The sequence below is a fragment of the [Collinsella] massiliensis genome, from assembly GCF_002161605.1.
In the GTDB taxonomy this organism is placed as follows: domain Bacteria; phylum Actinomycetota; class Coriobacteriia; order Coriobacteriales; family Coriobacteriaceae; genus Enorma.
The window spans coordinates 1-25,371 of record NZ_NFIE01000022.1 but is presented as its reverse complement, the minus strand read 5'-3'; the positions used below and the strand labels follow the sequence as shown (position 1 = coordinate 25,371).

The following is a 25,371-nucleotide window of genomic DNA, read 5'->3' as shown; positions in this document are numbered from 1 at the left end:
ATGGATAACCTGATGATGCAAACCGTGTTCATCTTCTTCGTGTCCGCCTTCGGATACTGCAACAGCGTGTTCAACAGCGCGCTGCTCAACCGCCCGCTCGTGCTCGGCACGCTCACGGGCTTCGCACTCGGTGACGTGGCACTCGGCTGCCAGGTGGGCGCCACGCTCGAGCTCGTGTACCTGGGTGCCCAGGCCATCGGCGCGAGCAACCCGCCCGACATGACCTCCGGCTCCGTGATCGGCACCGCCTACGTCATCGCGGCGGGCGCCGACGTGGCGGAGGCCGTGGCCATCGCCGTGCCCGTGTCGCTGCTCATGTCCATGTGGTCGAACTTCCTCATGGCGGTCGTCGGCCCCATCATGGCCGGCAAGGCGGACCAGTACGCGCTCGCCTGCAACCGCCGCGGCATCGACCTCATGCACTGGGGCTTCGTGCTCATCCAGGTCATCTCCCAGTCGGCCTTCTGCGCCGCGGGCTTCTACGTGGGCACCCAGGCCATCCAGGGCATCGTCGACGCCATCCCGGCGTTCATCACCGACGGCCTCAACTACGCCATGGGCATCATCCCGGCCATCGGCTTCGCGATGCTCGCCCGCATGATCATGTCCAAGAAGCTCGCGTGCTTCCTGTTCATGGGCTTTTTGCTCGTGGCATACGGCGGACTCTCCGTCGTGGGGGTCACCGCCGTCGCCGCGGTGATCGCCGCCGTCCTCGTCTTCAACACCGGCCTCTTCGCGCCCGCGCAGGCCGCGGCCGATGTGGACGACAACGAGTTCTAACCGCGTTCCCGAGTAGAAGACCCGAAGGAGGTTTTCGCCATGTCCCAATCTACGATCGCGCCCGAGCGCAAGCTCACCGCCCGCGACCTGCGCCGGGTGTTCTGGCGCTCCTGCATGCTCGATAGCTCGTGGAACTACGAGCGGCAGCAGAACATCGGCTATTCGTTCGGCATCGTGCCGGTGATCGAGAAGGTCTACGAGCCTGGCAGCGAGAAGCAGCGGCGCGCCTACGCCCGCTCGCTCGACTTCATGGCCATCACGCCGCAGCTCTCCACGCTGCTCATGGGCATCGACGCCGCCATGGAGGAGGAGAACGCCGCCAACGACGACTTCGACGACTCCGCCATCACCGCCGTCAAGACCTCGCTCATGGGGCCTCTGGCCGGCATCGGTGACTCGCTCATCGCCGGCACGCTCCGCGTGATCGGCACCGGCATCGCCATCGGCTTCGCCCAGCAGGGCAGCCCGCTCGGCGCCATCCTGCTGCTCCTCATCTTCAACATCCCCGGCCTCCTCATCCGCTGGTTCGGCCTCAAGCTCGGCTACCAGTACGGCTCGACGTTCATCACGGATGCCGCGAAGGGCGGCGTCATGGAGAAGGTCACCTACGCGGTGAGCGTGGTGGGCCTGGCCGCCATCGGCGCGATGGTGGCGAGCTACGTGTCGCTCGACCTCTCCATGATCACGGTGGGAACGGGCGACTTCGCCCAGCCCATCTCGGATTACTTCGACATGATCATGCCGTGCCTGCCGCAGCTCGCCGTCTTCGGCTTCATGTACTGGATCATGGGCAAGAAGATCAAGACCACCTACGTGCTCGTCGCTACCATCGTGGTGTGCATCGCCGCGTGCTGGGTGGGTTCGCTGCTGTAAGGATGCTGTAAGGAGCGCGCGCAAGCCGCTGTTGGTCGAGTTCGATCCAGTTGTGTGCGCATCTTTTGGCGCCGCCGCGTGAAAGGGCGTCCGCGCCCCGGGTTTACCTGGGGTTTCGCGGGCGCCCTTTTCGCATGCCGCAGGACGGCCCGGTGAGAAGCACACACAACTGGAATGAGGTGCCCGGCGGCCGCCTCCCCGACGATGCGGACGGTCTCCGCGCAGCGCGCACTCCACTGTGCTAAAGTAGTGCGACTGCCGAATGGACGCAGAAAGAGGGCGAGCACATGAACACGACGCCGTGGGGATTCCGTGACATCCTGCCCGAGGAGGCCGGCGCGCGCGAGGAGATCGCGGGCACGGTGCGGGCGTGCTTCAAGGCGCATGGGTACCTGCCGGTGGAGACGCCGCTTCTGGAGGACGCCGGCTCGCTCGGGGCGTGCGGCCGCGCCGTGGACACGCCGTTTCGGCTCTTCGACGACGACGGGCGGCTGCTCGTGGTGCGCTCGGACAACACCCTGCCCATCGTGCGGCTCGTCTCCACGCGCCTGCGCGACGCGCGCCTGCCCCTGCGCCTGCGCTACGAGGCGCCCATCGTGCGCTCCCAGCCCCGGAACGTGGGTGCGGCGCGCCAGTTCACGCAGCTGGGCTTCGAGCTTATCGGCGAGGGCGGCGAGGCGGGCGACGCTGAGATGCTCGCGCTCGTGATCGATGCCCTGCGGGCACTCGAGCTGCCCTCGTGGCACATCGTGGCGAGCAGCGTGCGACCCTTCATGGAGCTCATCGCGCGCGCGGGCGACGAGGGCTTCGCGCGCGAGGCGCTCGCGCTCGTGCATGCGAACAACTTCGTCGACCTCGACGCGCGGCTCGCGGCGAGCGACCTGCCCGAGCCCGTGCGCCGCGCCATCTCCGAGCTGCCGCGGCTCCACGGGGGCGTCGAGGCGCTCGACCGCGTGGACGCGCTCATGGCTGCGGCGGGCGTCGCGGGGTCCCAGACGCGCGAGCTCCGCGCCCTCGCGGCCCGGTTCGCGGAGCAGGCGGCCGCGGGCGCGCTCTCCTTCGACTTCTCCATCATGAACTCGTTCGACTACTACACCGGCCTTGTGTTCAAGGTGTACGCGGGGAACCTTTCCGACCCGGTGGGCTCGGGCGGACGCTACGACGCGACCCTCGACGGGCTCATGACGGCCGCGCCGCACGTCCCTGCTGCGGGTTTCGCGTTCTCGCTCGAGCGGCTCGAGGCGGCGCGCCTCGCGGACGACGATGCGCACGGCGCCGATGCGGACCACGCGGTGGCGCGGGCTGCCGAGGAGCCGCTGCGCGTCGCGGTCCCGAAGGGGTCGCTCAAGGAGGGTACCGTGCGCGCGCTCGAGGCGGCGGGCTTCGATGCCTCCGAGCTACGTGACCCCGGACGGCGCCTCATCGTGCGCGCCCGCGACCTGCGCGCCGGCGCGAACGACGCCGTGGGCGACATCGAGCTCGTGATCGTGCGCGCTACCGATGCCCCGGCGTTCGTGTCGGCGGGCGGGGCGGACTGCGGCTTCTGCGGCCGCGACTCCCTCATCGAGGCGGGGCTCGACCTGCTCGAGCTCATCGACATGGGCTACGGGGCATGCCGCTTCATCGAGGCGGAGCCCGCGGGCCGCGCCGGTGCCGCCGAGCGCGCCTACGCACGGCGCGGCTGCTTGCGCGTGGCCACGAAGTACCCGCGCATCGCCGCCGCCTGGTACGAGCAGCGGGGCATCGCGGCGGACATCGTGACGCTCCACGGCAACATCGAGCTCGGTCCCATCGTCGGGATGACCGACCGCATCGTGGACATCACGGCGACGGGCCGCACGCTGCGCGAGAACGACCTCGTCATCACCGGCGAGATCATGGAGTGCACGGCGCGCTTCTTCGTGAATCCCGGCCGCTCCCGGCTCGACCCCCGCGTGCGTGCGCTCGCGGCGCGGCTCGAGGAGGCTGCCGCAGCGCTGGCCTAGGCGGAAGGTCTAGGCGTCGAGCGCGGCTTCGAGCTGGGCGAGCGTGGGGATGGACGCCTGCGCGCCCGCGGCCTGCACGGCAAGCGCCGCCGCGAACGTGGCCCGGTGCGCCGCGTCTGCCAGGCCGCACCCGTCGGCGAGGGCCGCGGCGAGCGCGCCCACGTAGGTGTCGCCCGCGGCGGTGGTGTCGACCGCCTCGACCATGCGGGCGGGGATGTGGTGGATGGTACCGCTGCGCGCGTCTCGCACGTCCGATCCGGCGGCGCCGCGCGTGATGACGACGTTCCCCGCGCCGAGCTCAGCGAGCACTGCCATCGCCGCGGCGACGGTTTCCTCATCTTCCGGAAGCACGCCGGTATATGCGGCGCACTCGGTCTCGTTCAAGCAGAGCACGTCGACGTATCCCCAGGTATCATCCGGCAGCGGGCATGCCGGAGCGGGGTTGAAGATGGTGGCGAGCCCCATGGCGCGCGCGTGCGCGAGGGCGGCGAGCGTCGCGTCGAGCGCACACTCGAGCTGCGTGACGAAGATGTCGCCGGGCTGCGCGACACGGTCGAGCGCGGCGCGGGCATCCTCGGCGGTGAGGACGTGGTTCGCACCGGGCTCCACGATGATGCGGTTGTCGCCCCCGCTCCGCACGATGAGGGCGATGCCGGTCGGCGCAGCGCCCGTGCAGACGAGCTCGCGCGTGTCGATGCCGTCCGCTGCGAGGCCGCCGGAGAGCTCGCGGCCGAAGGCGTTGGTGCCCACCGCGCCGATCATGCACGTCCGCGCGCCGAGGCGCGCCGCGGCGACGGCCTGGTTGGCGCCCTTGCCGCCCGCGCCCATGACGAGGTCGCGGCCCGTGATGGTCTCGCCGGCGAGCGGCGGGCGGTCGCAGGCGATGGAGAGATCCATGTTCAGGCTTCCAAATACGATGACGCGGCTCATGGCGCTTCCTTTCCAGATGGTCGAGGGTGGATCTATGCGCAGCGGCGCACGAGCGCGAGCGTGCGCTCCATGAAGCGCTCAACGAAGCGCTCCGCATCGACGGTGAGCGCGACCCGCGAGCGGCCGCTCGGGCAGGTGACGCGCGCCGGGTCGCCGATGGTGCGTCCGCGTCCGGCGCCTTCGGTCTCGACCATGAGGTCGCAGGTGAAGGTGCCGACGAGGCCGGGGTCGAGCGCCGCCGCCACGGCGAGCGGGTCATGCAGGTTGCAGCCCGGAACGCCCGTGGGATGCGCCTCCTCGGTGACGTCGATGTAGTAGGTGAGCATGTCGGAGAGGAACGCGCCCGTCGCCGTGCCGGTGGCACGGAATTCCTCGGCCTGCGCGCGCGTGAGCTTCACCTGCGTGGTCACGTCGAGGCCGACCATCGTCAGGTCGGTGCCGGCTGCGAAGAGGGCGTTCGTCGCCTCGGGGTCCTGTAGGACGTTCGCCTCGGCGAAGGGGGTGACATTGCCGGGCTGCGTGAGCGCGCCGCCCATCATCACGACGTGCATGCGGCGGGCGACGTCGGGCGCCGCCTGGAGCGCGGCCGCGATGGTCGTCGAGGCGCCGGTGGGGACGATGACGAGCTCGTCGGGTTCGTGGCTGCGCACGGCGTCGATGATGAAGTCGACGGCGCTCGTCGCCTGCACCGAGCTGTGCGCGCAGGCGGGCACCCGCGCCCCGCTGAGTCCGTTCGCCCCGTGGAAGCGGGCGCTCTCGGGCATGACCTCGAAGCTGTCTGCCCAGCTCGGGTGGTCGATGCCGGCGAAGACGGGAACCTCCGGGCGGCCGAAGAGCTCGAGCAGGGCGAGGTCGTTCGCGACGCCTTGCTCGACGGTCACGTTGCCGAACGTTCCCGTGACGCCGATGAGCTCCGCCTCGGGCGAGGCGAGCGCATAGGCGAGCGCGAGGGTGTCATCGATGCCGGTGTCGAGGTCGAGGATGAGCTTCGTCATGCAAACCTCCTTACGAGGGCGTTCCCGTCACCCCTAGGGTAGCACTGAGTCATTGGGGACGGGTTCAAATGACTCAGTGAGTCAATGGGGACGGGTTCGTTTGACTCAGGCTCGACCTGGTTGTTGGATCCTGCGGGCGCGCGGGTGCGATTGCGCTGAACGTCCGGGCATGCGGGACGGGATTTTCATGTCGGACGCTGAAAAATGGTGGTGGAATTCAGATATGCACGATTGAGACGACCGGAGGGTGCCTCTGGGGGTTGCCGCATACGAGGTTTGCGTCGCCCGGCCTTCCGAATCCTGGGGTTTCTCAGCTGCAATCCTGCCGCACGCGTCATCGGCGCGCCGCGGCGATACCTTTCCCGAGCCTGAATCGTGCATATCTGAATTCCACCACCACAATTCGGTCTCGCAATGAAAAAAATGGCTCGGCCACGCTCTTGAGTCATTGGGGACGGGTTCAATTGACTCAGTGAGTCAATTGAACCCGTCCCCAATGACTCACCTCGTGCGTTGCAGGACGGTTACGCAGGCAACCGACCGCGCGCAGCGTTTGTACGGAACGCTTTAGCATGCTAAAGTTGGGCGGAACATCATGAGCAAGGGCGCGCGGGCTCGCCGTGCGCCCTTTCAGGTTGCACCGACGCCGCGCATCCGCCGCGCCGCGCAGACGGGAGATTCGCATATGAAGACCATCGTCCTCGAACCCGGCGAGCGCCTCCAGCTCGCGCAGCTCATCCGCAAGGGCGTGCTGCCGGAGTCCGTCGTCGCCTCTGCCCGCGACATCGTGGCGGACGTGCGCGCCCGCGGCGACGAGGCGCTGCGGGACTACAGCAAGCGCTTCGACGGTGTCGAGCTCGGGTGCCTGCGCCTGCCGCAGGAGGTGCTCGACGGCGCGCTCGATGCGGTGGACGAGCCGTTCCGCGCGGCGCTCGAGAAGGCGGCGCGCCAGATCCGCGACTTCCACGCGCGCGAGCTCGAGCAGTCGTGGTTCACGACGCGCGCAGACGGCACGCTCCTCGGCGTGAAGGTGACGCCCGTCCGGGCGGCCGGCCTGTACATCCCTGGCGGCCGCGCCCAGTACCCCTCCACGGTCCTCATGAACGTCATCCCCGCGAAGGTCGCGGGTGTGGAGCGCATCGTCATGGTCACGCCGCCGCAGCGCGACGCGGCGGGGGCGACGGGCGGCATCTCGCCCTACACGCTCGCCGCGGCGGCCGTGGCCGGCGTGGACGAGATCTACACCGTGGGCGGTGCGCAGGCCATCGCCGCGCTCGCGTACGGCACGGAATCCATAGCGCCCGTCGACGTGATCACCGGCCCCGGCAACGCCTACGTGGCCGCCGCGAAGCAGCTCGTCTCGGGCGACGTGGGTATCGACATGATTGCCGGCCCCTCCGAGGTGTGCGTGCTCGCCGACGCCACGGCAGAGCCCGCCATCGTCGCCGCCGACCTCATGGCGCAGGCCGAGCACGACCCGCTCGCCGCCTGCTACCTCGTGACCTGCGATGCCGCCTTCGCGCAGCGCGTGCAGGAGGCCATCGAGGCGCTCATCGCCCAGAGCCCGCGCGGCGACATCACGCGCGCCTCGCTCGACAACGAGGGCACCATCGTGGTGGCCGCCGACCTCGCCGCCGCCGTGGACGCGGTGAACACCATCGCGCCCGAGCACCTCGAGCTCCATTGCGCCGACGCCCTCGGCCTGCTCGGCTCCATCCGCAACGCGGGCGCCATCTTCGTGGGCGCGTGGAGCTCCGAGCCCCTCGGCGATTACGTCGCCGGCCCCAACCACACGCTCCCCACGGGCGGCACGGCGCGCTTCTCGAGCCCGCTGTCCGTCACCGATTTCCAGAAGCGCTCCTCGGTCGTATGCTATACACCGGAGGGGCTGCTCGCCGACGCGCCCGCCACGCAGGAGCTCGCCGAGGGCGAGGGCTTGTGGGCGCATGCGCTCTCGGTGGGGCTGCGGCGCCGCCTGCTCGCTCAGGGGCCCGACGCCGTCGACACCGGCACGCTCGCCTCCGAGGATCTGACGGGCATCGCCTGGCCGGCCGACGACGCGTCCGTGATCGCTGCGGGCTGCGGCGCCGGCGCGCCGAACCAGGCGGTGCGAGGGGAGGAGCGATAGGATGATGATCGAGTTATCCGAGCGCATGCGCGCACTCGTGCAGCCGCACCTGGTGGACGCCGAGCCGTACGACCCGATGTTCTCGCCCACGCGCATCAACCTCTCGGCGAACGAGAACACCTACGGCATCCCGGCCGCGGTGCGCGCGCATATCGATGAGGCGCTCGCGCAGGCCACGCTCAACCGCTACCCGGACGCGATGTCGAACGAGCTGCGCGACGAGATCGCCGCCTGGCACGGGGTGCGGCGCGAGCAGGTCTGCGTGTGCAACGGCGGGGACGAGGGGATCTTCAACCTTCTGCTCGCCTTCGGCGGCGCCGGGCGCACGGTTCTCACCTGCCCGCCCGATTTCAGCGAGTACGCGCAGTTCGCGCAGCTGCTGCAGACCTCGGTCGCGACGGTGTTCCGCGACCCCGAGACCATGCTGCCCGACGGTCCCGCGCTCGTCGAGGCCGCGCGCGCGGCGAACCTCGCGATCGTGACCTCGCCCAACAACCCCACGGGCGACCTCATGCCGCTCGACCTCGTCGCCGCGCTCTGCGATGCCTGCCCCGGTCTCGTGATGGTGGACGAGGCGTACATGAAGTTCGCCGAACCCGGCGCCTCCGCGCTCGCGCTTCTGGACGAGCACCCGAACCTCGTGGTGCTCCGGACGTTCTCGAAGGCGTTCGGGGAAGCGGGCGTGCGCTGCGGCTACATCATCGCCGCGCCGGATGTCATCGACGTCTACGCCGCCGTGCGCCAGATCTACTCCGTGAACGTCCTCTCGCAGGCGGCCGCGCTCGTGGCGCTGCGCGAGCGCGCGGCGTTCGACGAGGACATCGCGACGATCAAGCGCGAGCGCGGGCGTGTATACACAGGCATCGAGCAGCTGCTTGCCGGCACCGCCGCGGGCGCGCGCGTCTGGCCGAGCTCGGGCAACTTCCTGCTCGTACGGCTGCCCGGCTGCGCGAGCCGCATCCGCACGCGCCTGCGCGACGAGTATTCCATCTTGGTGCGCGATTTCAGCGCGGCGCCGGGTCTTATGGACTGCCTGCGCATCACCATCGGTACGCCCGCGGAGAACGACGAGGTGCTCACCGCCCTCGGCGCGCTCGTGAAGGAGGAGCTCGCATGACCATCTACAAGAAGCAGCACCGCGACCTCGCCGCGACATCGGCGGCCACGGCGACGGAGAGCGCCGCGCGCACGAGCGCCGGTCTGGACGACCTCTTCTCGGCGAGCGCGCGCACGGCGACCGTCCAGCGCGTGACGGGAGAGACCGACATCACGCTCTCGCTCTCGCTCGATGGCCACGGTGCCTGCGACATCACGACCGGCGTGCCGTTCTTCGACCACATGCTCAACGCCTTCGCCCGCCACGGCCTCTTCGACCTCAAGGTCGAGGCGCTCGGCGACACCGAGGTCGACGCGCACCACACCGTCGAGGACACGGGCATCGTGCTCGGGCAGGCGTTCGCCCAGGCGCTCGGCGACAAGCAGCGCATCAAGCGCTTCGCCGACGTCGCCATCCCCATGGACGAGACGCTCGTCATGGCGGCGGTCGACATCTCCGGCCGCGGCCAGGCCTATTGCGACCTGCCGCTGCCCACCCCGCGCGTGGGGGACTTCGACACGGAGCTCGCGGTGGAGTTCTTCTACGCGTTCGCGCGCGACGCGGGCGTGACGCTGCATGTGCGCGAGCTCGCCGGCGAGAACGCGCACCACATCATCGAGGCGGCGTTCAAGGCCGTCGGCCGCGCGATGCGCTTCGCCTGCGAGCAGGATGCGCGCGTGCGTGGCGTGCCCTCCACCAAGGGCAGCCTGTAGGGGTTGGTTGGGGACGTGTTCCAACCAACCCATCCCGGTCGCATGGTGCCGGGCACCTTCGCCGTACCGGACGGAAGCGTTTGAAAGGAGCCGCGCGTGGCGAGCATTCCGACGATAGCGGTCATCGACTACCACAAGGGGAACCTGTCGAGCGTCGCGCGCGGGCTCGCCCGGGCGGGTGCCGAGGCGCTCGTGACGGACGACCCCGCCGCCATCCGGCGGGCGGACGGCATCGTGCTCCCCGGCGTGGGTTCGTTCTTCGACGCCATCGACTTCATGCATGCAAGCGGCCAGGACGCGGCCGTCATCGAGGCGCTCGCCGGCGGGGAGGGGACGCCGTTCCTGGGCATCTGCCTGGGGCTCCAGCTCCTCTTCGAGCGCGGGGACGAGGGCGTGCCCGAAGACGCGCCCCTGGTGAGCGCGCCCGACGCCGCCGGTTCCGGCCTCGCGCCCGCCGCGGTGTTCGAAGCGGACGGCCGGCGCTGGGTGCGCGGCCTGGGCGTGCTGCCCGGGTCGTGCACGCTGCTGCCGTCCGTCCGGCTCAAGGTACCGCACGTGGGCTGGGACCAGGTGCACCTCGCGCCCGCGGGCCGCACGTGCCCGCTGCTCTCGGGGTTCGCCGAGGGGGCGAACCTTTACTTCACCCATTCCTATGCGCTCGACGGGGACGTTTCCGAGGACGACGTCGCGGCGCGCACCTTCTACGCGCGCGCGTTCGCCTCGGTGGTGTGGCGCGGCAACATCTTCGGTTGCCAGTTCCACCCCGAGAAATCCTCGGCGCACGGCCTCGAGATCCTGCGCAACTTCGTTCGCATCGTCACCGCGCGAAAGGAGGGGCGGGCATGATCCTCTTTCCCGCCATCGACCTCGTGGCGGGCAAGGTCGTGCGCTTGGAGCGCGGCGACCGCGCCCACATGAAGGTGTATTCGGATGATCCCGCGGCCCAGGCGCGCGCCTTCGCCGAGGCCGGCGCGACGTGGGTCCATGTGGTGGATCTCTCGGCGGCGCTCGAGGAGGACGAGGCGGCGCGCGCGGCGAACACCGAGGCCATCAGCGCCATCTGCTCCATCGAGGGCCTGTCCGTCGACATCGGCGGCGGCGTGCGCTCGCTCGCGCGCATCGACGAGCTCGCCGCGCTCGGCGCGAAGCGCATCGCGCTCGGCACCGTGCTCGTGCGCGAGCCGGGCTTCGCCGAGGTCGCCGCGCAGGCGTTCGGCGACCTGCTCGTAGCCGACGTCGCGGCGCGCGCGGGCGAGGTGCGCGTCAACGGCTGGCGCGAGGGCGCCGCGCGCTCGGTCGAGGACGTGGTGGGCGAGCTCGCCGGCCTCGGCTTCAAGCACCTCGTGTTCACCGACATCGCGCGCGACGGCATGCGCACGGGCATCGACGCGGAGGCGTACCGCCGGGTCGCGCGCATCGCCGGCTTCCCGGTGGTCGCGTCCGGCGGCATCTCCTCGCTCGACGATATCCGCGCGCTCGCGGCCCTCGGCGACGGCGTCATCGAGGGCGCCATCACCGGGCGCGCCCTCTACGAGGGCGTCTTCACGGTGGGCGAGGCGCTCGACGCCGCCCGGGAAGGGGGTGCCGCATGCTGACCAAGCGCGTGATACCCTGCCTCGATGTGAAGGACGGGCGCGTCGTGAAGGGTGTGAACTTCGTGGCCCTGCGCGACGCGGGCGACCCCGTGGAGCTCGCCGCGGCCTATGACCGCGCGGGCGCGGACGAGGTCGTCTTCCTCGACATCACCGCGACGAGCGATGACCGCGCCACGACGATCGACATGGCTGCGCGCGCCGCGGGCGAGCTCTCCATACCCTATACCGTGGGCGGCGGCTTCCGCGACCTCGCGGGGATGCGGCAGATGGTCGCGGCGGGGGCGGACAAGGTCTCGCTTAACTCCGCGGCCGTGCGCGACCCCTCGCTCATCTCGCAGGCGGCGCGCGCGTTCGGCAGCCAGGCAGTGATCTGCGCGATCGACGCGAAGCGCGTGGGTGTGCCCGGCGCCCCCGGGGCAGATCGCTGGGAGGTCTACGTCGCCGGCGGCCGCACGCCCACGGGGATCGACGCCGTCGCGTGGGCCGAGGAGGCGGCGCGGCGCGGCGCGGGCGAGATCTTGCTCACGAGCATGGACCGCGACGGCACGAAGGAGGGCTTCGACCTCGCGCTCACCCGAGCCGTGGCGCGCGCGGTGCCCATCCCGGTCATCGCGTCGGGCGGCGTGGGCACGCTCGAGCATTTCGCCGAGGGCATCATCGAGGGCGAGGCCGATGCGGTGCTCGCGGCGAGCGTGTTCCATTTCGGCACGTTCTCCATCCGCGAGGTGAAGGAGTACATGGCGGCGCAGGGCATCCCCGTCCGCCTCGACTTCACGTGATCATTCGGTGCCAGTGATAATTTGGTGTCAGTCACCTTTTTATCACCGGCGGAGACGGCGCGCCGCGCCCCGATCCAGATGGGCGAGAGATGAGCGATAGGGGAGAATCGATGCAGGTAGACAGCTTGAAGTTCGATGCGCACGGGCTCATCCCGTGCGTGGTGCAGCAGTGGGACACCGGCGAGGTGCTCATGGTCGCGTGGATGAACGCCGAATCGCTCGCGCTCACGCTCGAGACGGGCACGACCTGGTTCTGGAGCCGCAGCCGCCGTGAGCTGTGGAACAAGGGCGCCACGAGCGGGAACATGCAGCAGGTGCGCGAGCTCTGGGCGGACTGCGACGGCGACACGCTGCTCGTGAAGGTGGACTCCCCCGGCCCGGCGTGCCACACGGGAGCGCGTAGCTGTTTCTTCAATCGGCTGGACTAGGGGAGGGGCATATGGGCGAGAGAACCGCGAACGTGCACGACGGGGACATCGGCGCGACGATTACCGGGCTCGCGGCGGTCATCCACGATAGGCGCACGGCGTCGCCGGAGGAGAGCTACACGGCGCGCCTGCTCACCGGCAAGGAGGACAGCCTGCTCAAGAAGGTCGTGGAGGAGGCGTGCGAGGTGGTCATGGCGGCGAAGGACCACGACCACGACCATATCCGCTACGAGGCGGGCGACCTCGTCTACCACCTGCTCGTGGTGCTCGAGCGCTACGGCATCACCCTCGAGGAGCTCGCGGGCGAGCTCGACGCGCGCCGGCACTGAGCGCGGCGCCTGGCGTGGTGCCGTGCGCCGGCAGCCCTGGCGCCCTCAGCGGTGAGACCGCGTGACGAGACCCCCGCGCCCAGGCTCTACGCGAGCTCGATCGTCTCCCAGCTGCCGTCCGCGTGCGGCATGTCCACGCTGCGGTACCCGGCGGCGTAGGCGTGCGCGACGGCATCCTCGAACCCCCAGCAGACATCCTCCGCCCGGTGCGCGTCCGACCCCATGGCGAGGGGCACGCCCGCCCGCGCGAAGCGCTCGAGCAGGCCTTGGGCGGGGTAGTAGTCGCCGATGCCCTTGCGGAGCGCCGCCGTCGAGAGCTCGACGCGCCGTCCCGTATCGCGTGCGCAGGTGACCATCTCATCCCAGAGCGGCGCGAGGTCGATCGTCGGCGCCCAGCCCTCCTTCGAGAAACGCATCGCGAGGTCGGGGTGGGCCATCACGTCGAAAGCGAGCGGGCTCTCGCAGGCGCGGCACCAGGTGCGCGCGTAGCGCCGCCAGACCTCGTCCGGGCCGAGCTCGCGCCAGACATGCATGTCGTCGGGGTCGTCGATCGCCCCGCAGCCGCTGCCCGGCGCACTCGCCGCCGCGGCGACATCCTCCCAGCCCTGGCCGTCCGCGCGCCGCCGCGCTGCGCCCGCCGCGATGTCGCCGGGGTCGCCGATCCAATGCACGCTCCCGAGCCGCACCACCGCGCCGGCGCTCCACTGCTCCACGAAGGGCTCGCAGCCCTCGTACCAGTCGCATTCGAAGCCGTAGACGAGCTCCAGCCCCGGGGCGATCTCGTGCGCGAGCTCGCGCGCGGCCTCGAACGCACGCCGGTGCGCGGGCAGGTCGGCCTCGGCTACCGGGCAGGCGCTCGTGGGATCCATGCTCGCCGGCAGGGTGAGGTGGTCGGTCGAGACGAGCACACGGCACCCCTTCGCGGCAGCCGCGCGGACATTCTCCGCGAACGTCGACGCGCCGTCGGAGAACCGCGTGTGCGTATGGCAATCGAAGGGCTTGATGTGCAAGGCGGCCATGGTTCCTCCCTCGGCGTGGTAATCTCATACCGACTGCTAGCGTACCACGCCAGAGGAGGAACCATGGCCGCATCCGAGCCCGTCCTGTTCATCGAGTACCCGCCCTGCTCCACCTGCAAGAAGGCGAAGCGCTGGCTCGACGACCACGGCATCGCGTACACGGACCGCCATATCGTCGAGGACAACCCCACGGCAGATGAGATCGCGGACTGGCAGGCGCGCTCCGGCCTGCCGCTCCGCCGCTTCTTCAACACGAGCGGCATGAAGTACCGCGAGCTCGGCGTGAAGGCCATGCTCGATGCGGGCATGGCGGAGGACGACGCCCGCGCGCTGCTCGCCACGGACGGCATGCTCGTGAAGCGCCCCATCGTCGTCGCGGGCGACACCGTGCTCGTGGGGTTCAAAGAGGCTGCATGGGAGGCGGCGCTCCTCTAGGCGCTCCTGCCCACGCGCGGGGTGCACGCATGATAAAAACCAGCCTGTCTGGGTTTTATCATGTTTCGCCGCGCGGCGTGCCTACGCGGCCGCGAGCAGCTCGTTCATCTGCTGCGCCTGGAAGAAGATGACGCTGATGACCGCTGCCGCGAAGATGAGCGCGATGACGCTGAGCACGATGCCCGCGATCGCCATCCAGCGGTACGGGGCATGGCGGCGGAGCGCCAGGACGCCGCAGACGATGCTCGCGAAGAGCATGATCGCCCCGGCGATCCAGAGGAGGTAGTAGCCGATCAGCGCGCCGACGACGCAGAGCACGAGGCAGGCGATGGGCAGCGCGGCGCCCGTGCCGCGGGGCTCGCCGCCAGTCTCGTCTTCGAAGTCGTCGCGCTGGGTATCGAGTTCATCATGCGTGCTCATGGGAGCTCCTTGGAAGGTCGTGCCCGCCGCCGCGCGGCGAGCCGTTGGTTGGTACCAGATTATAGGCGAGCTGCTACCATAGGATGCCGTAAGCGAGGAGGGAACACCATGGATGCATCAGATCTGGAAGCGCTCGCGCGCGCGGTGGCGGCGGGCGAGCTGTCCGCCCATGAGCTCGCCGAGCGCGTGCGGCTCGATGCCGTGGCCGACGTCGGCTACGCCCAGGTCGATGTGGCCCGCGGCCTGCGTACGGGCGTGTCCGAGGTCGTCTACGGCGAGGGCAAGCGCCCCGAGGAGATCGCCGGGATCGTCCGGGCGATGCGCGCCTCCGGGCAGGAGCGCATCCTGGTAACGCGCCTCGACGCCGAGAAGCACCGCGCGCTCGAGGCGCTCGGCTGTGCGCTGGCCTATCATGCCGAGGCGCGCGCCGCCGTGGCGGGCGAGCTGCCCGAGCCCGACGGCAACGGCGAGATCCTCATCATCACCGCCGGCACGAGCGACGGTGCGGTCGCGGCCGAGGCGGAGCTCACGGCGCGCTTTCTGGGCAACCGCGTGCGCTGCGTGCGCGACGCCGGCGTGGCCGGGATCCATCGGCTCCTGCGCCATGCGGACGAGATCGCACGCGCCCAGGTGATCGTGGCCATCGCGGGCATGGAGGGGGCGCTGCCGAGCGTCGTCGCCGGGCTCGCCGCCTGCCCGGTCATCGCCGTGCCCACGAGCGTGGGGTACGGGGCGAACCTCGGCGGCCTCACGGCGCTTCTCGCGATGGTGAACAGCTGCGCGAGCGGGGTCTCGGTCGTGAACATCGACAACGGCTTCGGCGCGGCGTACCAGGCATCGCTCATCAACCATCTGCCGGGGAAGGCGTCCTGATCGCGCGATCGCGTCGGCCGGCGCGACCTGCGGGCTTCGTTCGAGGGGGAATTATGGGAAAGACCTTGTATTTGGATTGCACCTGCGGCATCAGCGGAGACATGATGGTCGCCGCCCTGCTCGACCTCGGTGCACGCGAGGATGTGATGCGCGCGGCGCTCGCGAGCCTGCCGCTCGACGGCTACGAGGTGCGCATCGGCCGCGTCGCGAAGGCGGGGCTCGATTGCTGCGATTTCGACGTGGTGCTGGCGCCGGGGCTCGAGAACCACGACCACGATATGGGCTACCTGCACGGGCACGGTCATGAGGACGCTGCGGTGCACGGGCATGAGCATGGTCATGAGCACGACCACGGGGCAGGCCACGATCACCATCACGATCACGGCGCTGGCCAGGGCCACCATCACGACCCTGGTGCCGGCCACGATCATCCCCACGACCACCAACGTGACCACACGCATAGCCACGCCCATCCTCACGTCCATCGCGGGCCGGCCGATCTCGACGCGATCATCGACGCGGGCGCCCTCACGCCCCGCGCCCGCGACCTCGCGCACCGCATGGTCGACATCCTCGCCCACGCCGAGGCGAAGGCCCATGGCGTCGCCCTTGATGAGGTGCATTTCCACGAGGTCGGCGCCGTCGACTCCATCGTCGACATCGTCGCCGTGGCCGTCGCCCTCGACGACCTCGACATCGACCGCGCCATCGTCCCGGTGCTCGTGGACGGGCGCGGCACCATCCGCTGCCAGCACGGCATCATTCCCGTGCCGGTGCCCGCGACGCTCAACATCGCGGAGCGGCATGGCCTGCCGCTCTCCATCTGCGAGGTGGAGGGCGAGCTCGTGACGCCGACCGGAGCCGCGATCGTCGCCGCCCTCGGTGCCGAGCCCGAGCTGCCCGCGCGCTTCCGCGTCCGCGCTGTCGGCCTCGGCGCGGGCAAGCGCGCCTACGAGCGTCCGAGCATCCTGCGCGCCCTCATCATCGAGGAGCTGCCAGATGACGGGCGCGTTCCCGCCGCGCCCTGCGAGCCGACGGTCGATGCCGCCGCGCACGGCGCGGTCGTCCGCCTCGAGTGCGATATCGATGACGCCTCGGGGGAGGTGCTCGCCTATGCTGCGGATCGGCTGCGCGAGGCCGGCGCGCGCGAGGTGCACTGGGTACCCGTGTTCACCAAGAAGGGGCGACCGGCCTGGCAGCTGCAGGTCATCGCCCTGCCGGATGACGTCGAGTGCCTCGAGGGCATCATCTTTGCCGAGACGACGACGATCGGTATCCGTCGTTGGCCGTGCGACCGCTCGGTGCTCGAGCGCAGGGAGGTGTCCGTCCAAACCCCTTGGGGCGCGGCGCGCGTGAAGGAGGTCACCCTCCCGGATGGTTCGCGCCGCACGGCGCCCGAGTACGAGGACGCCGCTGCCATCGCTCGCCGCACCGGCCTGCCGCTTCAGGCCGTCATGGAGGCGGTGCGCGCCCAGCTGCCCGTGCGGTAATCGCGCGCCGCGGGCAAAATCGCTCCGCCTTTCCCAAAAAATGGTGGTGTAGTTCAGATATGCACGATTCGTTCGCGCCTGAGAGTCTCCGGAAGCACCATATCAAGCCGTCCGGAGGTCGATTCTGCTCAAGCGACCGGCAAAAGCCCAGGATTCACGTGCGAGCCACGCGGGCAAGCGGGGCGCATGCCTAAGGCAATCGTGCATATCTGAATTTGGCCACCACTTTTTCGTCTCAAAGCGCAAAAAAACGACGCGCGGCGCGCCCCGCGCCCGCCCCGCGCCCGCTCTGGCATAATCGAACCAGAGGCGACGCGCGCCCGAATCGGCGCAGAAAGGGCATCATCATGAAGATCATCATCGCATCCGATATCCACGGCTCCGCGTATTGGGCGGAGCGCCTCGTCCGCGCGATCGACGCCGAGCAGCCCGACCGCATCGTGCTCCTCGGCGACCTGCTGTACCACGGCCCGCGCAACGACCTGCCCCGTGACTACGATCCCAAGCGCGTCATCCCGCTGCTGAACGGCCTTGCCCAGGAGGGCGTGCTCATCGCCGTGCGCGGCAACTGCGAGGCCGAGGTGGACCAGATGGTGCTCGACTTCCCCTGCATGGGCGATTACGCGCAGCTCGTGGACGATGCGGGACGCACGCTCTTCTTCACGCACGGGCACATCTTCGGTGCGGGCTTCCAGAACAGCGTCGATAACCTGCCCGCTCTGCCCGCGGATTCCGCTCTCGTGTACGGCCACACGCATGTGAAGGTGAACGAGCCCGTGCCCGAGCGTCCCGACATCTGGGCATTCAACCCCGGCAGCGTGGGCATCCCCAAGGACGGCTCCCACAGCTTCGGCATCTACGAGAGCGGCAAGCCCCTTGCCGAGGCGTTCCGCAACGTCGTGCTCGAGGAGGCATAAGCCATGTCGGAAACCGAAGCGCCCCAGCGCCGCGACCGCTCGACGCGCGCCGATGCCCGCGATGCCTTCGACGCGCTCACCGAGACCATCTGGCGGCTGCGCCAGCCGGACGGCTGCCCGTGGGACCGCGAGCAGACGCATGCCTCCATCGCGAAGAACATGGTCGAGGAGGCCTACGAAGCGGTCGATTGCATCGAGGAGGAAGACGACGCGCACCTGTGCGAGGAGCTGGGAGACGTGCTCATGCAGGTCATGCTCCATGCGCAGATCGCGGCGGACGAGGGTGCCTTCACCATCGATGACGTGGTGCGCGGCCTCGATGAGAAGCTCGTGCGCCGGCATCCGCACGTGTTCGGCGAGCACGCCGGTGCCCGGGACGCCGATGAGGTGCTCGGCATCTGGGACGAGGTGAAGCTCGCCGAGAAGGCGCAGGGGGATGCCGAGGCGGCCGCGGCGGGCGCGGCGCGTCCGAAGGGGCTCCTCGACGGCGTGCCCCGCGCGCTGCCCGCGCTCATGCAGGCGCAGAAGGTCTCGCGCAAGGCCGCTGCCGTGGGCTTCGAGTGGGAGACGGTCGAGGACGTGTGGGCGCAGGTGGCGTCCGAGCGCGCCGAGTTCGAGCGCGAGGAGCCGGGCAGTTCTGAGCGCGAGATGGAGTTCGGTGACATGCTGTTCGCGCTCGTGAACGTCGCACGGCGCGAGGGCATCGATGCCGAGAGCGCCCTGCGCGCGAGCACCATGAAGTTCCGCGCGCGGTGGGAGGCGGTCGAGGAGCTCGCCTACGAGCGCGGCACCACGGTCGAGGCGCTTTCCACCGAGAAACTCAACCGCCTCTGGGACGAGGTCAAAGCCGCCGAGTGATAATCTGGTGTCAGACACCTTTTTATCACCGGTGCCTGGGTGGGGCGTGTGGCGCGTTTGGCAAGCCGCCACCTCCGATTCTCCATCTTCCCCGTGTTACGGCCGGGGCGAAATGGGCATACTCCTTTGAGTTAGCAACGGCTAACCGGCGCGCGGGCCGCAGGCGGGCATTCCGCCGCGCCCGCATGCTGTGGCCGCCAACATTCGAATGGGAGGAGTCCCCATGAGTGAGATCATCGATGTCTACGGTCGCGAGGTGCTCGATTCACGCGGTAACCCTACGGTCGAGGTGGAGGTGACGCTCGACGACGGCGCGTTCGGCCGTGCCATGGTGCCGTCCGGCGCCTCGACGGGCGCGTTCGAAGCGGTCGAGCTCCGCGACGGCGACGCCCAGCGCTACCAGGGCAAGGGCGTGAAGCACGCCGTGGATCACGTGAACAAGGAGTGCGCGGAGGCGGTCATCGGCATGGACGCCTGCGACCAGCGCGCGCTCGACGCCGCGCTCATCGCGGTGGACGGCACGTCCGATAAGGGCAGCCTCGGCGCGAACGCCATCCTGGGCGTGTCGCTCGCCACGGCGCGCGCGGCGGCGCAGTCCTCCGGCCTCGAGCTCTACAGCTACCTGGGCGGCGTCAACGCCCATGTCCTGCCCGTGCCCATGATGAACATCCTGAACGGCGGCGTGCACGCCGACAACAACGTCGACTTCCAGGAGTTCATGATCATGCCGGTGGGCGCGCCCACCTTCGCCGAGGCGCTGCGCTGGTGCGCCGAGGTCTACCACACCCTCAAGTCCCTGCTCAAGGAGGACGGCCACAGCACGGGCGTGGGCGACGAGGGCGGCTTCGCGCCGGACCTGGCGACGAACGAGGAGCCGCTGCGCTACATCATGCGCGCCGTCGAGGCCGCCGGCTATACGCCGGGAAGCGATTTCATGATCGCGATGGATCCCGCCACCACGGAGCTCTACGATGCCGCGCGCGGCGTGTACGCCCTCAAGGGCGAGGGCCGCGAGCTCACGACCGATGAGATGATCGATTACTGGGAGAAGCTCGTCGACACCTACCCCATCATCTCCATCGAGGACGGCCTCGCCGAGGAGGACTGGGACGGCTGGGTGAAGCTCACGGAGCGCCTGGGCGATCGCGTGCAGCTCGTGGGCGACGACCTCTTCGTCACGAACACCGAGCGCCTGAAGAAGGGCATCGAGCTGGGCGCCGCGAACGCCATCCTCGTCAAGGTGAACCAGATCGGGTCGCTCACCGAGGCGCTCGAGGCCATCGAGCTGGCGAAGCGCTCCGGGTACGCGTGCATCGTGAGCCACCGCTCGGGCGAGACGGAGGACGCGACCATCGCGGACATCGCCGTGGCGACGAACGCCGGCCAGATCAAGGCGGGCGCGCCCTGCCGCTCCGACCGCGTGGCGAAGTACAACCAGCTGCTACGCATCGAGGACGAGCTCTACACCTCGGCCGAATACGCCGGCTGGAAGGCGTTCAACGTCAAGCGCTAGCGTGAGGTACCGGGCACGCGCGGGCGTACGATGTTCGCGTGTGCCCGGAAATTCTGCGAAGGCAGCTCGCGGCCGTGGTGTACCCTTATGGTATCGCGCAAAACACACCTCAACCGTACAAGGCGCATCATGGCAAGCGAAAGCAACAACCGACCCTCCGCCTCCCGCGCGCGGGAGGGTGGCGACCGCTCCTCGCGGCGGGCCTCCGGGCGCGCCGCGGCGACGGGTACCCGGGGCGCTGCCCGCAGCAGCGAGCGCGCGGGCAGCGGGGCGACACGCCGGGGAAGCCACCGCACCTCGGGCTTCATGCGCTATGCGGCGGATAACCGCGCCGTGCAGGCGGTCTACCAGTTCACGACCGGACCTGCGCGCTACGCGTTCTACGGGCTCATCGCCCTCGCGGTCGCGATCAGCGTCTACTTCCCGGTGCGCGACCTCTACGCGGCGTACCGAACGGGCGACATCCTCGAGCGCCAGCTCGAGGTGAGAAACGACTACAACAAGGGGCTCGAGGACGATGTCAACCACCTGCTCTCCACCGAGGGCATCGAGGACATCGCCCGCGAGGACCTGGGGCTCGTCTTGCCCGGGGAGCACGCGGTCACCGTGACGGGCATCGACCCCGAGGACACCGACGAGAAGGATGCGACGGGCACGTCGTCCGAGGTCGAGCAGGCCGAGCAAGCGGCGGCGGAAGAAGCGCCCTGGTACATCAAGCTGCTCGACGCCGTGTTCTTCTACCAGGGCGTCGAGGGGCAGACGGTCGCGTCCACGGGCGATTGACGACGGATACGGAGGGATCCATGGCTGACCAGCAGGGGATGGACGATTGCGTGCGCATCGCCGCCGTCGATCTGGGGACGGTCTCGTCGCGGCTGGCGCTCGCGCGCGTGCGCGACGGCCGCATCGTCGAGCTGACCAAGCATTCGATCATCACCGACATGGGCAGGGGCGTGGATGCGTCCGGCGCGTTCGACGCGGCGGCCATCGAGCGCGTCGAGGCGGCGTGCGCGCAGTTCGCTGAGGAGGCGCGGGCGTTCGGCGCTGCGGCGACGTGCGTCACCCTCACGAGCGCGGCGCGCGACGCGTCGAACGCGGACGAGCTCCTGGACAGGCTCGCAGCCCTCGGTTTCATCCCGCAGGTCATTCCCGGCGAGGTCGAGGCGCGCCTCACGTTCTACGGTGTCGCGCACGACTTCCCCGGTGAGCGCATTGCGGTCGCCGACCCCGGCGGCGGCTCGACCGAGATCGTCGTGGGCTCCTATCTTCCGGATGCCGCGGCGCTCGAGCTCGAGCGCGTGCACTCCTTCAACATCGGCTGCCGGCGCCTCACCGACCGCTTCTTCACCGCCGATCCCCCGGCGGCATCCGAGCTCGACGCCGCCGCGCGCTGGGCATACGACCAGTTCGCGACCTATTGGTCGGGGCTGGGCGAGCTTCCCGCGCGCCTCATATCGGTGGGTGGCACGGTGACCACGCTCGTCGCGCTCGAGCACGAGCTCGTGCCATATGATTCGGATTTCGTGCATCTGCGCGAGCTCACGCTCGATGCGGTCGAGCGCCAGCTCGGGCGCATGCAGGGGCTCACCGTCGCGCAGATCATGCAGCTCAAGGGCATGCAGGCGAAGCGCGCGCCCATGATGCTCGCGGGGAGCGTCATCATTCGCGAGCTCATGCGCTCCGGCGGCTACCGCGCGCTCACGGTGAGCGAGAGCAGCCTACTCGCGGGCGTTGTGGCGACGGTGGATGAGACGCTGCGCGGCGAGACCCCCGTGGTGGGCTGGACGCCCGCGCTTGCATGATAAAATCCAGACAGGCTGGTTTTTATCATTTCTAACGTGTGGTAGGGGCGGTGGGACTCGAACCCACAATCCCGAAGGCGAGAGATTTTAAGTCTCCTGCGTATGCCAATTCCGCCACGCCCCCATGGCTGCATAGTCTAGCAGAAGATGCCCGCGCTCCATCGCACGGCGCTGCGCGGCCGGCGGAATCTCTGCGCCTCGACGCCGCGCCATCGGTGCGCACCCGCATGGTATGCTTGCCGTACGTCGCGGGCTCATGCGCCCGCGCGGACAACCCATCGCATAGGGGGAGAGGAGCATCTCCATGAAGAAGATCGTGTTGGCCTGCGGCTCGGGCATCGCCACCTCGACGGCGGTCGCGCGCAAGGTCACGGCCCTGCTCGACGAGCACGGCTTTGCGGGCGGCTACGAGATCGTGCAGTGCGCCATCTCGGAGGCGGCCGATGCGTGCGCGGACGCCGACGTGCTCGTGGCCACGACGGTCGCGCCGAGCGGCCTTGCCTGCCCGTACGTGAGCGGCGTCCCGTTCCTCACCGGGGTGGGTCGCGATGCCGCTGAGCGATCCCTGCTCGAGGCGCTCGCGGACTAGGTACGCCGTGCGCGGGCACAGCCCCGCGCCCCGGACGCCGCGGCATCCCGTGCCGGCCCAACCGCCTGCGTCGGCAGCTTTTTTCCCGAGGGGGCTTGCGCGGGCGTGCCCGCTAGGGTAAGATGAACCGCGCTTCGGCAAGTGCCGAACTCCATGCGGGCGTGGCGGAATTGGCAGACGCGTATGGTTCAGGTCCATATGGGGGCAACCCCGTGAAGGTTCAAGTCCTTTCGCCCGCACCATAGAATCGTGAAGGCTCCGTTCTCGGAGCCTTTTTCATATCGATGCCCCTGAGCGGAAGCGCACCGAAGGGGTATCCTGTGCACGAGCGAGCGAAAGGTGCCCGAATGTCTTGTCTCTACCTGTTCATCATCCTGCTCATCGCGTCGGCGATCATCTCGGTCATCCTGTCCTTCCTGGGCGTGCTCTTCGTCGGCGCGCTCAAGCTCATCCCCATCGTGCTCGTCATCCTCGTGGTGCTCGTGCTTTTGGGGAAGGTGAAGATCTCGATCGTGCGCAACGACGACGACCAGGACCACCGCTGGCTCAGCTAGCGCCCGGCGGCGCCCCGACCACCGGGGGAGCCCCAGCGTGCCGCGCTCCTTGTGTCCGCGCCCCGCGCCCGGTCGATAAAACACCCCCGACCCTGCACGGTTTTGTGGTACGATAGCACGGCTTGATAGTCGCATCGCACCGCGCAGGCATCTGCCCGAGTGGCGGAATTGGCAGACGCACCAGACTCAAAATCTGGCGCTGGCAACAGCGTGCGAGTTCGACCCTCGCCTCGGGCACCATCTTTCATGGCGATGTCATGGAGCGGCTGCGTTCGTGCTATCATGCAACCCGCATTGCGTCGCAATGCCCAAAGCGGGGCACCCGCCCCCACCTTTCGGCGCCTTGAGCAGCTGTCTGGTCACAACAGAAGACGTCTCGGCTTATCGCCGTCACTTCGCTCTGTGAGCCCGGTCGCTGTCTTGGCACCGGGCTCTTATCTTTTTAAGGAGGAACCGAAAATAGCTAAGCACGATGACACGCGCATCAACGACGAGATCACCGCGACTCGGTGCCGCCTGATCGGAGTCGATGGCTCGCAGCTGGGTCTCTTCGGCATCCGTGATGCGCAGCGCGTAGCTGACGAGCAGGGCCTCGACCTCGTCGAGATCGCCCCGAACGCCGATCCTCCGGTCTGCCGCGTCATGGACTACGGCAAGTTCAAGTACCAGCAGGCCATGAAGGCGAAGCAGGCGCGCAAGAACCAGTCCCGCGTCGAGGTCAAGGAGATGAAGTTCCGTCCGAAGATCGACGTGGGCGACTACGAGACCAAGAAGGGCCACGTGCTGCGCTTCCTCAAGAAGGGCGCGCGCGTAAAGGTCACGATCATGTTCCGTGGCCGCGAGATGGCGCACCCCGAGCAGGGTCTCAACGTGCTCGAGCGCCTCGCGGAGGACCTGAAGCCCTACGCCACGGTTGAGTCGCAGCCCAAGCTCGAGGGTCGCAACATGTTGATGCTCCTCGCTCCCATCAAGGGCGCTTTCGATGAGAAGCCCGAGAAGAGCGATAGCAAAGAGAACTAGTTTCTATCAGGCACGCGATAAGGAGAGATCATGCCTAAGATGAAGTCGCACAGCGGCACCAAGAAGCGCTTCCGCACCACCGGTACCGGCAAGCTCATGCGCGCGAAGGCATTCAAGAGCCACATCCTCACCAAGAAGACCACGAAGCGCAAGCGCAACTTCCGCCAGGAGGGCGAGGTTTCCAGCGCCGACCGCAAGACCGTCATCTCGCGCCTCGCGTAACGTCGAATACCCACCCATCGAGTCACGAATCTCTAGGAGTTGATCTGATATGGCACGTGTGAAGCGCGCTCTCAACGCCCGTAAGCACCATCGCACCATCCTGAAGCAGGCCAAGGGCTACTACGGCGCTGCCTCCCGCACCTACAAGCACGCCAAGGAGCAGGTGCAGCACTCGCTCCAGTACCAGTACCGCGATCGCCGCGTCAAGAAGCGCGAGATCCGCAGCCTCTGGATCCAGCGCATCAACGCCGCCGCCCGCATGAACGACATCTCCTACTCGCAGTTCATGCACGGCCTCAAGGTTGCCGGCATCGAGCTCGACCGCAAGGTGCTCGCGCAGATGGCCTACGAGGACATCGAGAGCTTCAATGAGCTCGCCGCGATCGCCAAGAAGGCGCTCGAGGCCTAAGTTCCTCGCGAACAACCTGAATGAAGAAGGCGCTGGGAAACCGGCGCCTTTTTTGTATGTCGCGCGCTCGGGGAACCGACGCGCGTCCGTATATGGAAGCCGGCGCGCCCTATCTCACATATATAGGAGCGTTCGCAGGGTGTCGTGAAGCATCTATAGAGAGGGATGAACTCAAGCCTCTGGTTGGGTGCCGAAGCAGCGAGCCGATGATGACCGTGGACCGAGCGATGCGATCGCATCTATATAGGATGCGTTGCCAAGAAGTATCGAGAGCGCGCGGTCGATTCGAGCCTAGAGAAAAAAGATTTGAGCAGGGTGGAGCGTCAAAGAGCAGGGATGCACACACGATGAATGACGGAGCAGGGAAGGCTTGCTCGCGCTGATCGTAGTCGAGCACGCCTTCTAAGCAGGGAAAACGTTCGATATACTATGCATGTGAGCATCTGTGGGCGCTCAGCAGAAACCTCCGAATTGTGTAGGAGATGTGTAGCCGAGCATCCCCGCTTGCGCCCGCCGGGATTTCTGGCATTATATCTCCTTGCCGCGCGGCCGAGCGAGAGCCGCGCCGGCGCGTACCTTGGGAACCGGATACCGCGAGGCGCACGGAGGGGAGACCCGA

At 68.8% G+C, this 25,371-nt stretch carries 28 protein-coding genes and 3 tRNA genes; 26 read left to right on the top strand and 5 right to left on the bottom strand.

Annotated elements, in window-relative coordinates:
* The 3 genes from B5G02_RS08955 to hisG all read left to right on the top strand — a co-directional run bounded on the left by B5G02_RS08955 (position 1) and on the right by hisG (position 3,638).
* Positions 1-780: a PTS mannose/fructose/sorbose/N-acetylgalactosamine transporter subunit IIC gene (locus B5G02_RS08955; protein ID WP_094335961.1), complete on the top strand. Its 780-nt coding sequence runs from the start codon at positions 1-3 to the stop codon at positions 778-780.
* Between the two features lie 39 nt (positions 781-819).
* Entirely contained in the window at positions 820-1,653 is an 834-nt protein-coding gene (locus B5G02_RS08950) for a PTS system mannose/fructose/sorbose family transporter subunit IID (protein ID WP_094335960.1), read from the top strand.
* A gap of 287 nt (positions 1,654-1,940) precedes the next feature.
* Positions 1,941-3,638, top strand: coding sequence for an ATP phosphoribosyltransferase (gene hisG, locus B5G02_RS08945; protein ID WP_094335959.1), 1,698 nt, complete (start codon positions 1,941-1,943; stop codon positions 3,636-3,638).
* Positions 3,639-3,647: 9 nt separating this feature from the next.
* Here hisG and B5G02_RS08940 read toward each other — a convergent pair whose 3' ends face one another.
* Positions 3,648-4,568 (bottom strand): ribokinase, encoded by a 921-nt coding sequence (locus B5G02_RS08940; RefSeq protein WP_094335958.1) that lies wholly within the window; start codon positions 4,566-4,568, stop codon positions 3,648-3,650.
* A gap of 32 nt (positions 4,569-4,600) precedes the next feature.
* Positions 4,601-5,563 carry a nucleoside hydrolase gene (locus B5G02_RS08935; RefSeq protein ID WP_094335957.1) on the bottom strand — a complete coding sequence of 321 codons (963 nt, stop codon included), beginning with the start codon at positions 5,561-5,563 and terminating at the stop codon, positions 4,601-4,603.
* A 685-nt stretch (positions 5,564-6,248) separates the two neighbouring features.
* Between B5G02_RS08935 and hisD the strand changes: the two genes are divergently transcribed.
* The 8 genes from hisD (at position 6,249) to hisE (ending at position 12,631) form a co-directional block, all read left to right on the top strand.
* Entirely contained in the window at positions 6,249-7,691 is a 1,443-nt protein-coding gene (gene hisD, locus B5G02_RS08930; RefSeq protein ID WP_094335968.1) for a histidinol dehydrogenase, read from the top strand.
* Position 7,692: 1 nt separating this feature from the next.
* Complete coding sequence (gene hisC / locus B5G02_RS08925) at positions 7,693-8,808, top strand: histidinol-phosphate transaminase (RefSeq protein ID WP_094335956.1); 1,116 nt, start codon at positions 7,693-7,695, stop codon at positions 8,806-8,808.
* Positions 8,805-9,500 (top strand): imidazoleglycerol-phosphate dehydratase HisB, encoded by a 696-nt coding sequence (gene hisB / locus B5G02_RS08920; protein WP_094335955.1) that lies wholly within the window; start codon positions 8,805-8,807, stop codon positions 9,498-9,500. The genes hisC and hisB overlap by 4 nt, the downstream gene beginning before the upstream one ends.
* A gap of 96 nt (positions 9,501-9,596) precedes the next feature.
* Positions 9,597-10,346: a glutamine amidotransferase-related protein gene (locus B5G02_RS08915; RefSeq protein ID WP_019239476.1), complete on the top strand. Its 750-nt coding sequence runs from the start codon at positions 9,597-9,599 to the stop codon at positions 10,344-10,346.
* Positions 10,343-11,095, top strand: a complete 753-nt coding sequence (locus tag B5G02_RS08910; RefSeq protein ID WP_019239475.1) for a HisA/HisF-related TIM barrel protein — start codon at positions 10,343-10,345, stop codon at positions 11,093-11,095. The genes B5G02_RS08915 and B5G02_RS08910 overlap by 4 nt, the downstream gene beginning before the upstream one ends.
* Positions 11,089-11,874: an imidazole glycerol phosphate synthase subunit HisF gene (gene hisF / locus B5G02_RS08905; protein WP_019239474.1), complete on the top strand. Its 786-nt coding sequence runs from the start codon at positions 11,089-11,091 to the stop codon at positions 11,872-11,874. Before B5G02_RS08910 ends, hisF begins: the two co-directional genes overlap by 7 nt.
* A gap of 110 nt (positions 11,875-11,984) precedes the next feature.
* Positions 11,985-12,302 carry a phosphoribosyl-AMP cyclohydrolase gene (hisI, locus tag B5G02_RS08900; protein WP_019239473.1) on the top strand — a complete coding sequence of 106 codons (318 nt, stop codon included), beginning with the start codon at positions 11,985-11,987 and terminating at the stop codon, positions 12,300-12,302.
* Between the two features lie 11 nt (positions 12,303-12,313).
* A complete protein-coding gene (gene hisE / locus B5G02_RS08895) occupies positions 12,314-12,631 on the top strand; it encodes a phosphoribosyl-ATP diphosphatase (protein WP_019239472.1) in 318 nt (105 codons plus the stop codon).
* 86 nt (positions 12,632-12,717) lie between these two features.
* On the opposite strand, the gene B5G02_RS08890 is transcribed toward hisE, so the two are convergent.
* Positions 12,718-13,650 carry a PHP domain-containing protein gene (locus B5G02_RS08890; RefSeq protein WP_019239471.1) on the bottom strand — a complete coding sequence of 311 codons (933 nt, stop codon included), beginning with the start codon at positions 13,648-13,650 and terminating at the stop codon, positions 12,718-12,720.
* A 63-nt stretch (positions 13,651-13,713) separates the two neighbouring features.
* On the opposite strand from B5G02_RS08890, the gene B5G02_RS08885 reads away from it, so the two are divergent.
* Complete coding sequence (locus B5G02_RS08885; protein ID WP_019239470.1) at positions 13,714-14,085, top strand: arsenate reductase family protein; 372 nt, start codon at positions 13,714-13,716, stop codon at positions 14,083-14,085.
* A gap of 81 nt (positions 14,086-14,166) precedes the next feature.
* Here B5G02_RS08885 and B5G02_RS08880 read toward each other — a convergent pair whose 3' ends face one another.
* The gene (locus B5G02_RS08880; RefSeq protein ID WP_094335954.1) at positions 14,167-14,505 is read right to left on the bottom strand and encodes a hypothetical protein; all 339 of its coding nucleotides are present in this window, start codon (positions 14,503-14,505) and stop codon (positions 14,167-14,169) included.
* 108 nt (positions 14,506-14,613) lie between these two features.
* Between B5G02_RS08880 and larB the strand changes: the two genes are divergently transcribed.
* The 7 genes from larB to B5G02_RS08845 all read left to right on the top strand — a co-directional run bounded on the left by larB (position 14,614) and on the right by B5G02_RS08845 (position 21,958).
* Positions 14,614-15,378 carry a nickel pincer cofactor biosynthesis protein LarB gene (gene larB / locus B5G02_RS08875; protein WP_019239468.1) on the top strand — a complete coding sequence of 255 codons (765 nt, stop codon included), beginning with the start codon at positions 14,614-14,616 and terminating at the stop codon, positions 15,376-15,378.
* Between the two features lie 53 nt (positions 15,379-15,431).
* Positions 15,432-16,868, top strand: coding sequence for a LarC family nickel insertion protein (locus B5G02_RS08870; protein WP_019239467.1), 1,437 nt, complete (start codon positions 15,432-15,434; stop codon positions 16,866-16,868).
* A gap of 347 nt (positions 16,869-17,215) precedes the next feature.
* Positions 17,216-17,785, top strand: a complete 570-nt coding sequence (yfcE, locus tag B5G02_RS08865) for a phosphodiesterase (RefSeq protein ID WP_094335953.1) — start codon at positions 17,216-17,218, stop codon at positions 17,783-17,785.
* A gap of 3 nt (positions 17,786-17,788) precedes the next feature.
* Positions 17,789-18,643: a nucleoside triphosphate pyrophosphohydrolase gene (mazG, locus tag B5G02_RS08860; RefSeq protein WP_094335952.1), complete on the top strand. Its 855-nt coding sequence runs from the start codon at positions 17,789-17,791 to the stop codon at positions 18,641-18,643.
* Between the two features lie 223 nt (positions 18,644-18,866).
* The gene (gene eno, locus B5G02_RS08855; RefSeq protein ID WP_019239464.1) at positions 18,867-20,156 is read left to right on the top strand and encodes a phosphopyruvate hydratase; all 1,290 of its coding nucleotides are present in this window, start codon (positions 18,867-18,869) and stop codon (positions 20,154-20,156) included.
* 129 nt (positions 20,157-20,285) lie between these two features.
* Positions 20,286-20,939, top strand: a complete 654-nt coding sequence (locus B5G02_RS08850; protein ID WP_241146212.1) for a septum formation initiator family protein — start codon at positions 20,286-20,288, stop codon at positions 20,937-20,939.
* Positions 20,940-20,959: 20 nt separating this feature from the next.
* Positions 20,960-21,958, top strand: coding sequence for a hypothetical protein (locus B5G02_RS08845; RefSeq protein WP_094335951.1), 999 nt, complete (start codon positions 20,960-20,962; stop codon positions 21,956-21,958).
* Between the two features lie 39 nt (positions 21,959-21,997).
* Here B5G02_RS08845 and B5G02_RS08840 read toward each other — a convergent pair.
* Positions 21,998-22,082 (bottom strand) — tRNA-Leu (locus tag B5G02_RS08840).
* Positions 22,083-22,262: 180 nt separating this feature from the next.
* Here B5G02_RS08840 and B5G02_RS08835 point away from each other — a divergent pair.
* From B5G02_RS08835 to rplT, 7 genes are all read left to right on the top strand, one after another.
* Entirely contained in the window at positions 22,263-22,547 is a 285-nt protein-coding gene (locus B5G02_RS08835) for a PTS sugar transporter subunit IIB (protein WP_094335950.1), read from the top strand.
* Positions 22,548-22,702: 155 nt separating this feature from the next.
* Positions 22,703-22,789, top strand: a tRNA-Leu gene (locus B5G02_RS08830).
* Between the two features lie 105 nt (positions 22,790-22,894).
* A complete protein-coding gene (locus B5G02_RS08825) occupies positions 22,895-23,101 on the top strand; it encodes a hypothetical protein (RefSeq protein WP_019239460.1) in 207 nt (68 codons plus the stop codon).
* A 153-nt stretch (positions 23,102-23,254) separates the two neighbouring features.
* Positions 23,255-23,341, top strand: a tRNA-Leu gene (locus B5G02_RS08820).
* A 180-nt stretch (positions 23,342-23,521) separates the two neighbouring features.
* Positions 23,522-24,121, top strand: coding sequence for a translation initiation factor IF-3 (gene infC / locus B5G02_RS08815; protein WP_157196236.1), 600 nt, complete (start codon positions 23,522-23,524; stop codon positions 24,119-24,121).
* A gap of 30 nt (positions 24,122-24,151) precedes the next feature.
* Positions 24,152-24,343, top strand: coding sequence for a 50S ribosomal protein L35 (gene rpmI / locus B5G02_RS08810; protein ID WP_019239458.1), 192 nt, complete (start codon positions 24,152-24,154; stop codon positions 24,341-24,343).
* Positions 24,344-24,392: 49 nt separating this feature from the next.
* Positions 24,393-24,752 carry a 50S ribosomal protein L20 gene (gene rplT / locus B5G02_RS08805; protein WP_019239457.1) on the top strand — a complete coding sequence of 120 codons (360 nt, stop codon included), beginning with the start codon at positions 24,393-24,395 and terminating at the stop codon, positions 24,750-24,752.
* Positions 24,753-25,371: the final 619 nt, after the last annotated feature.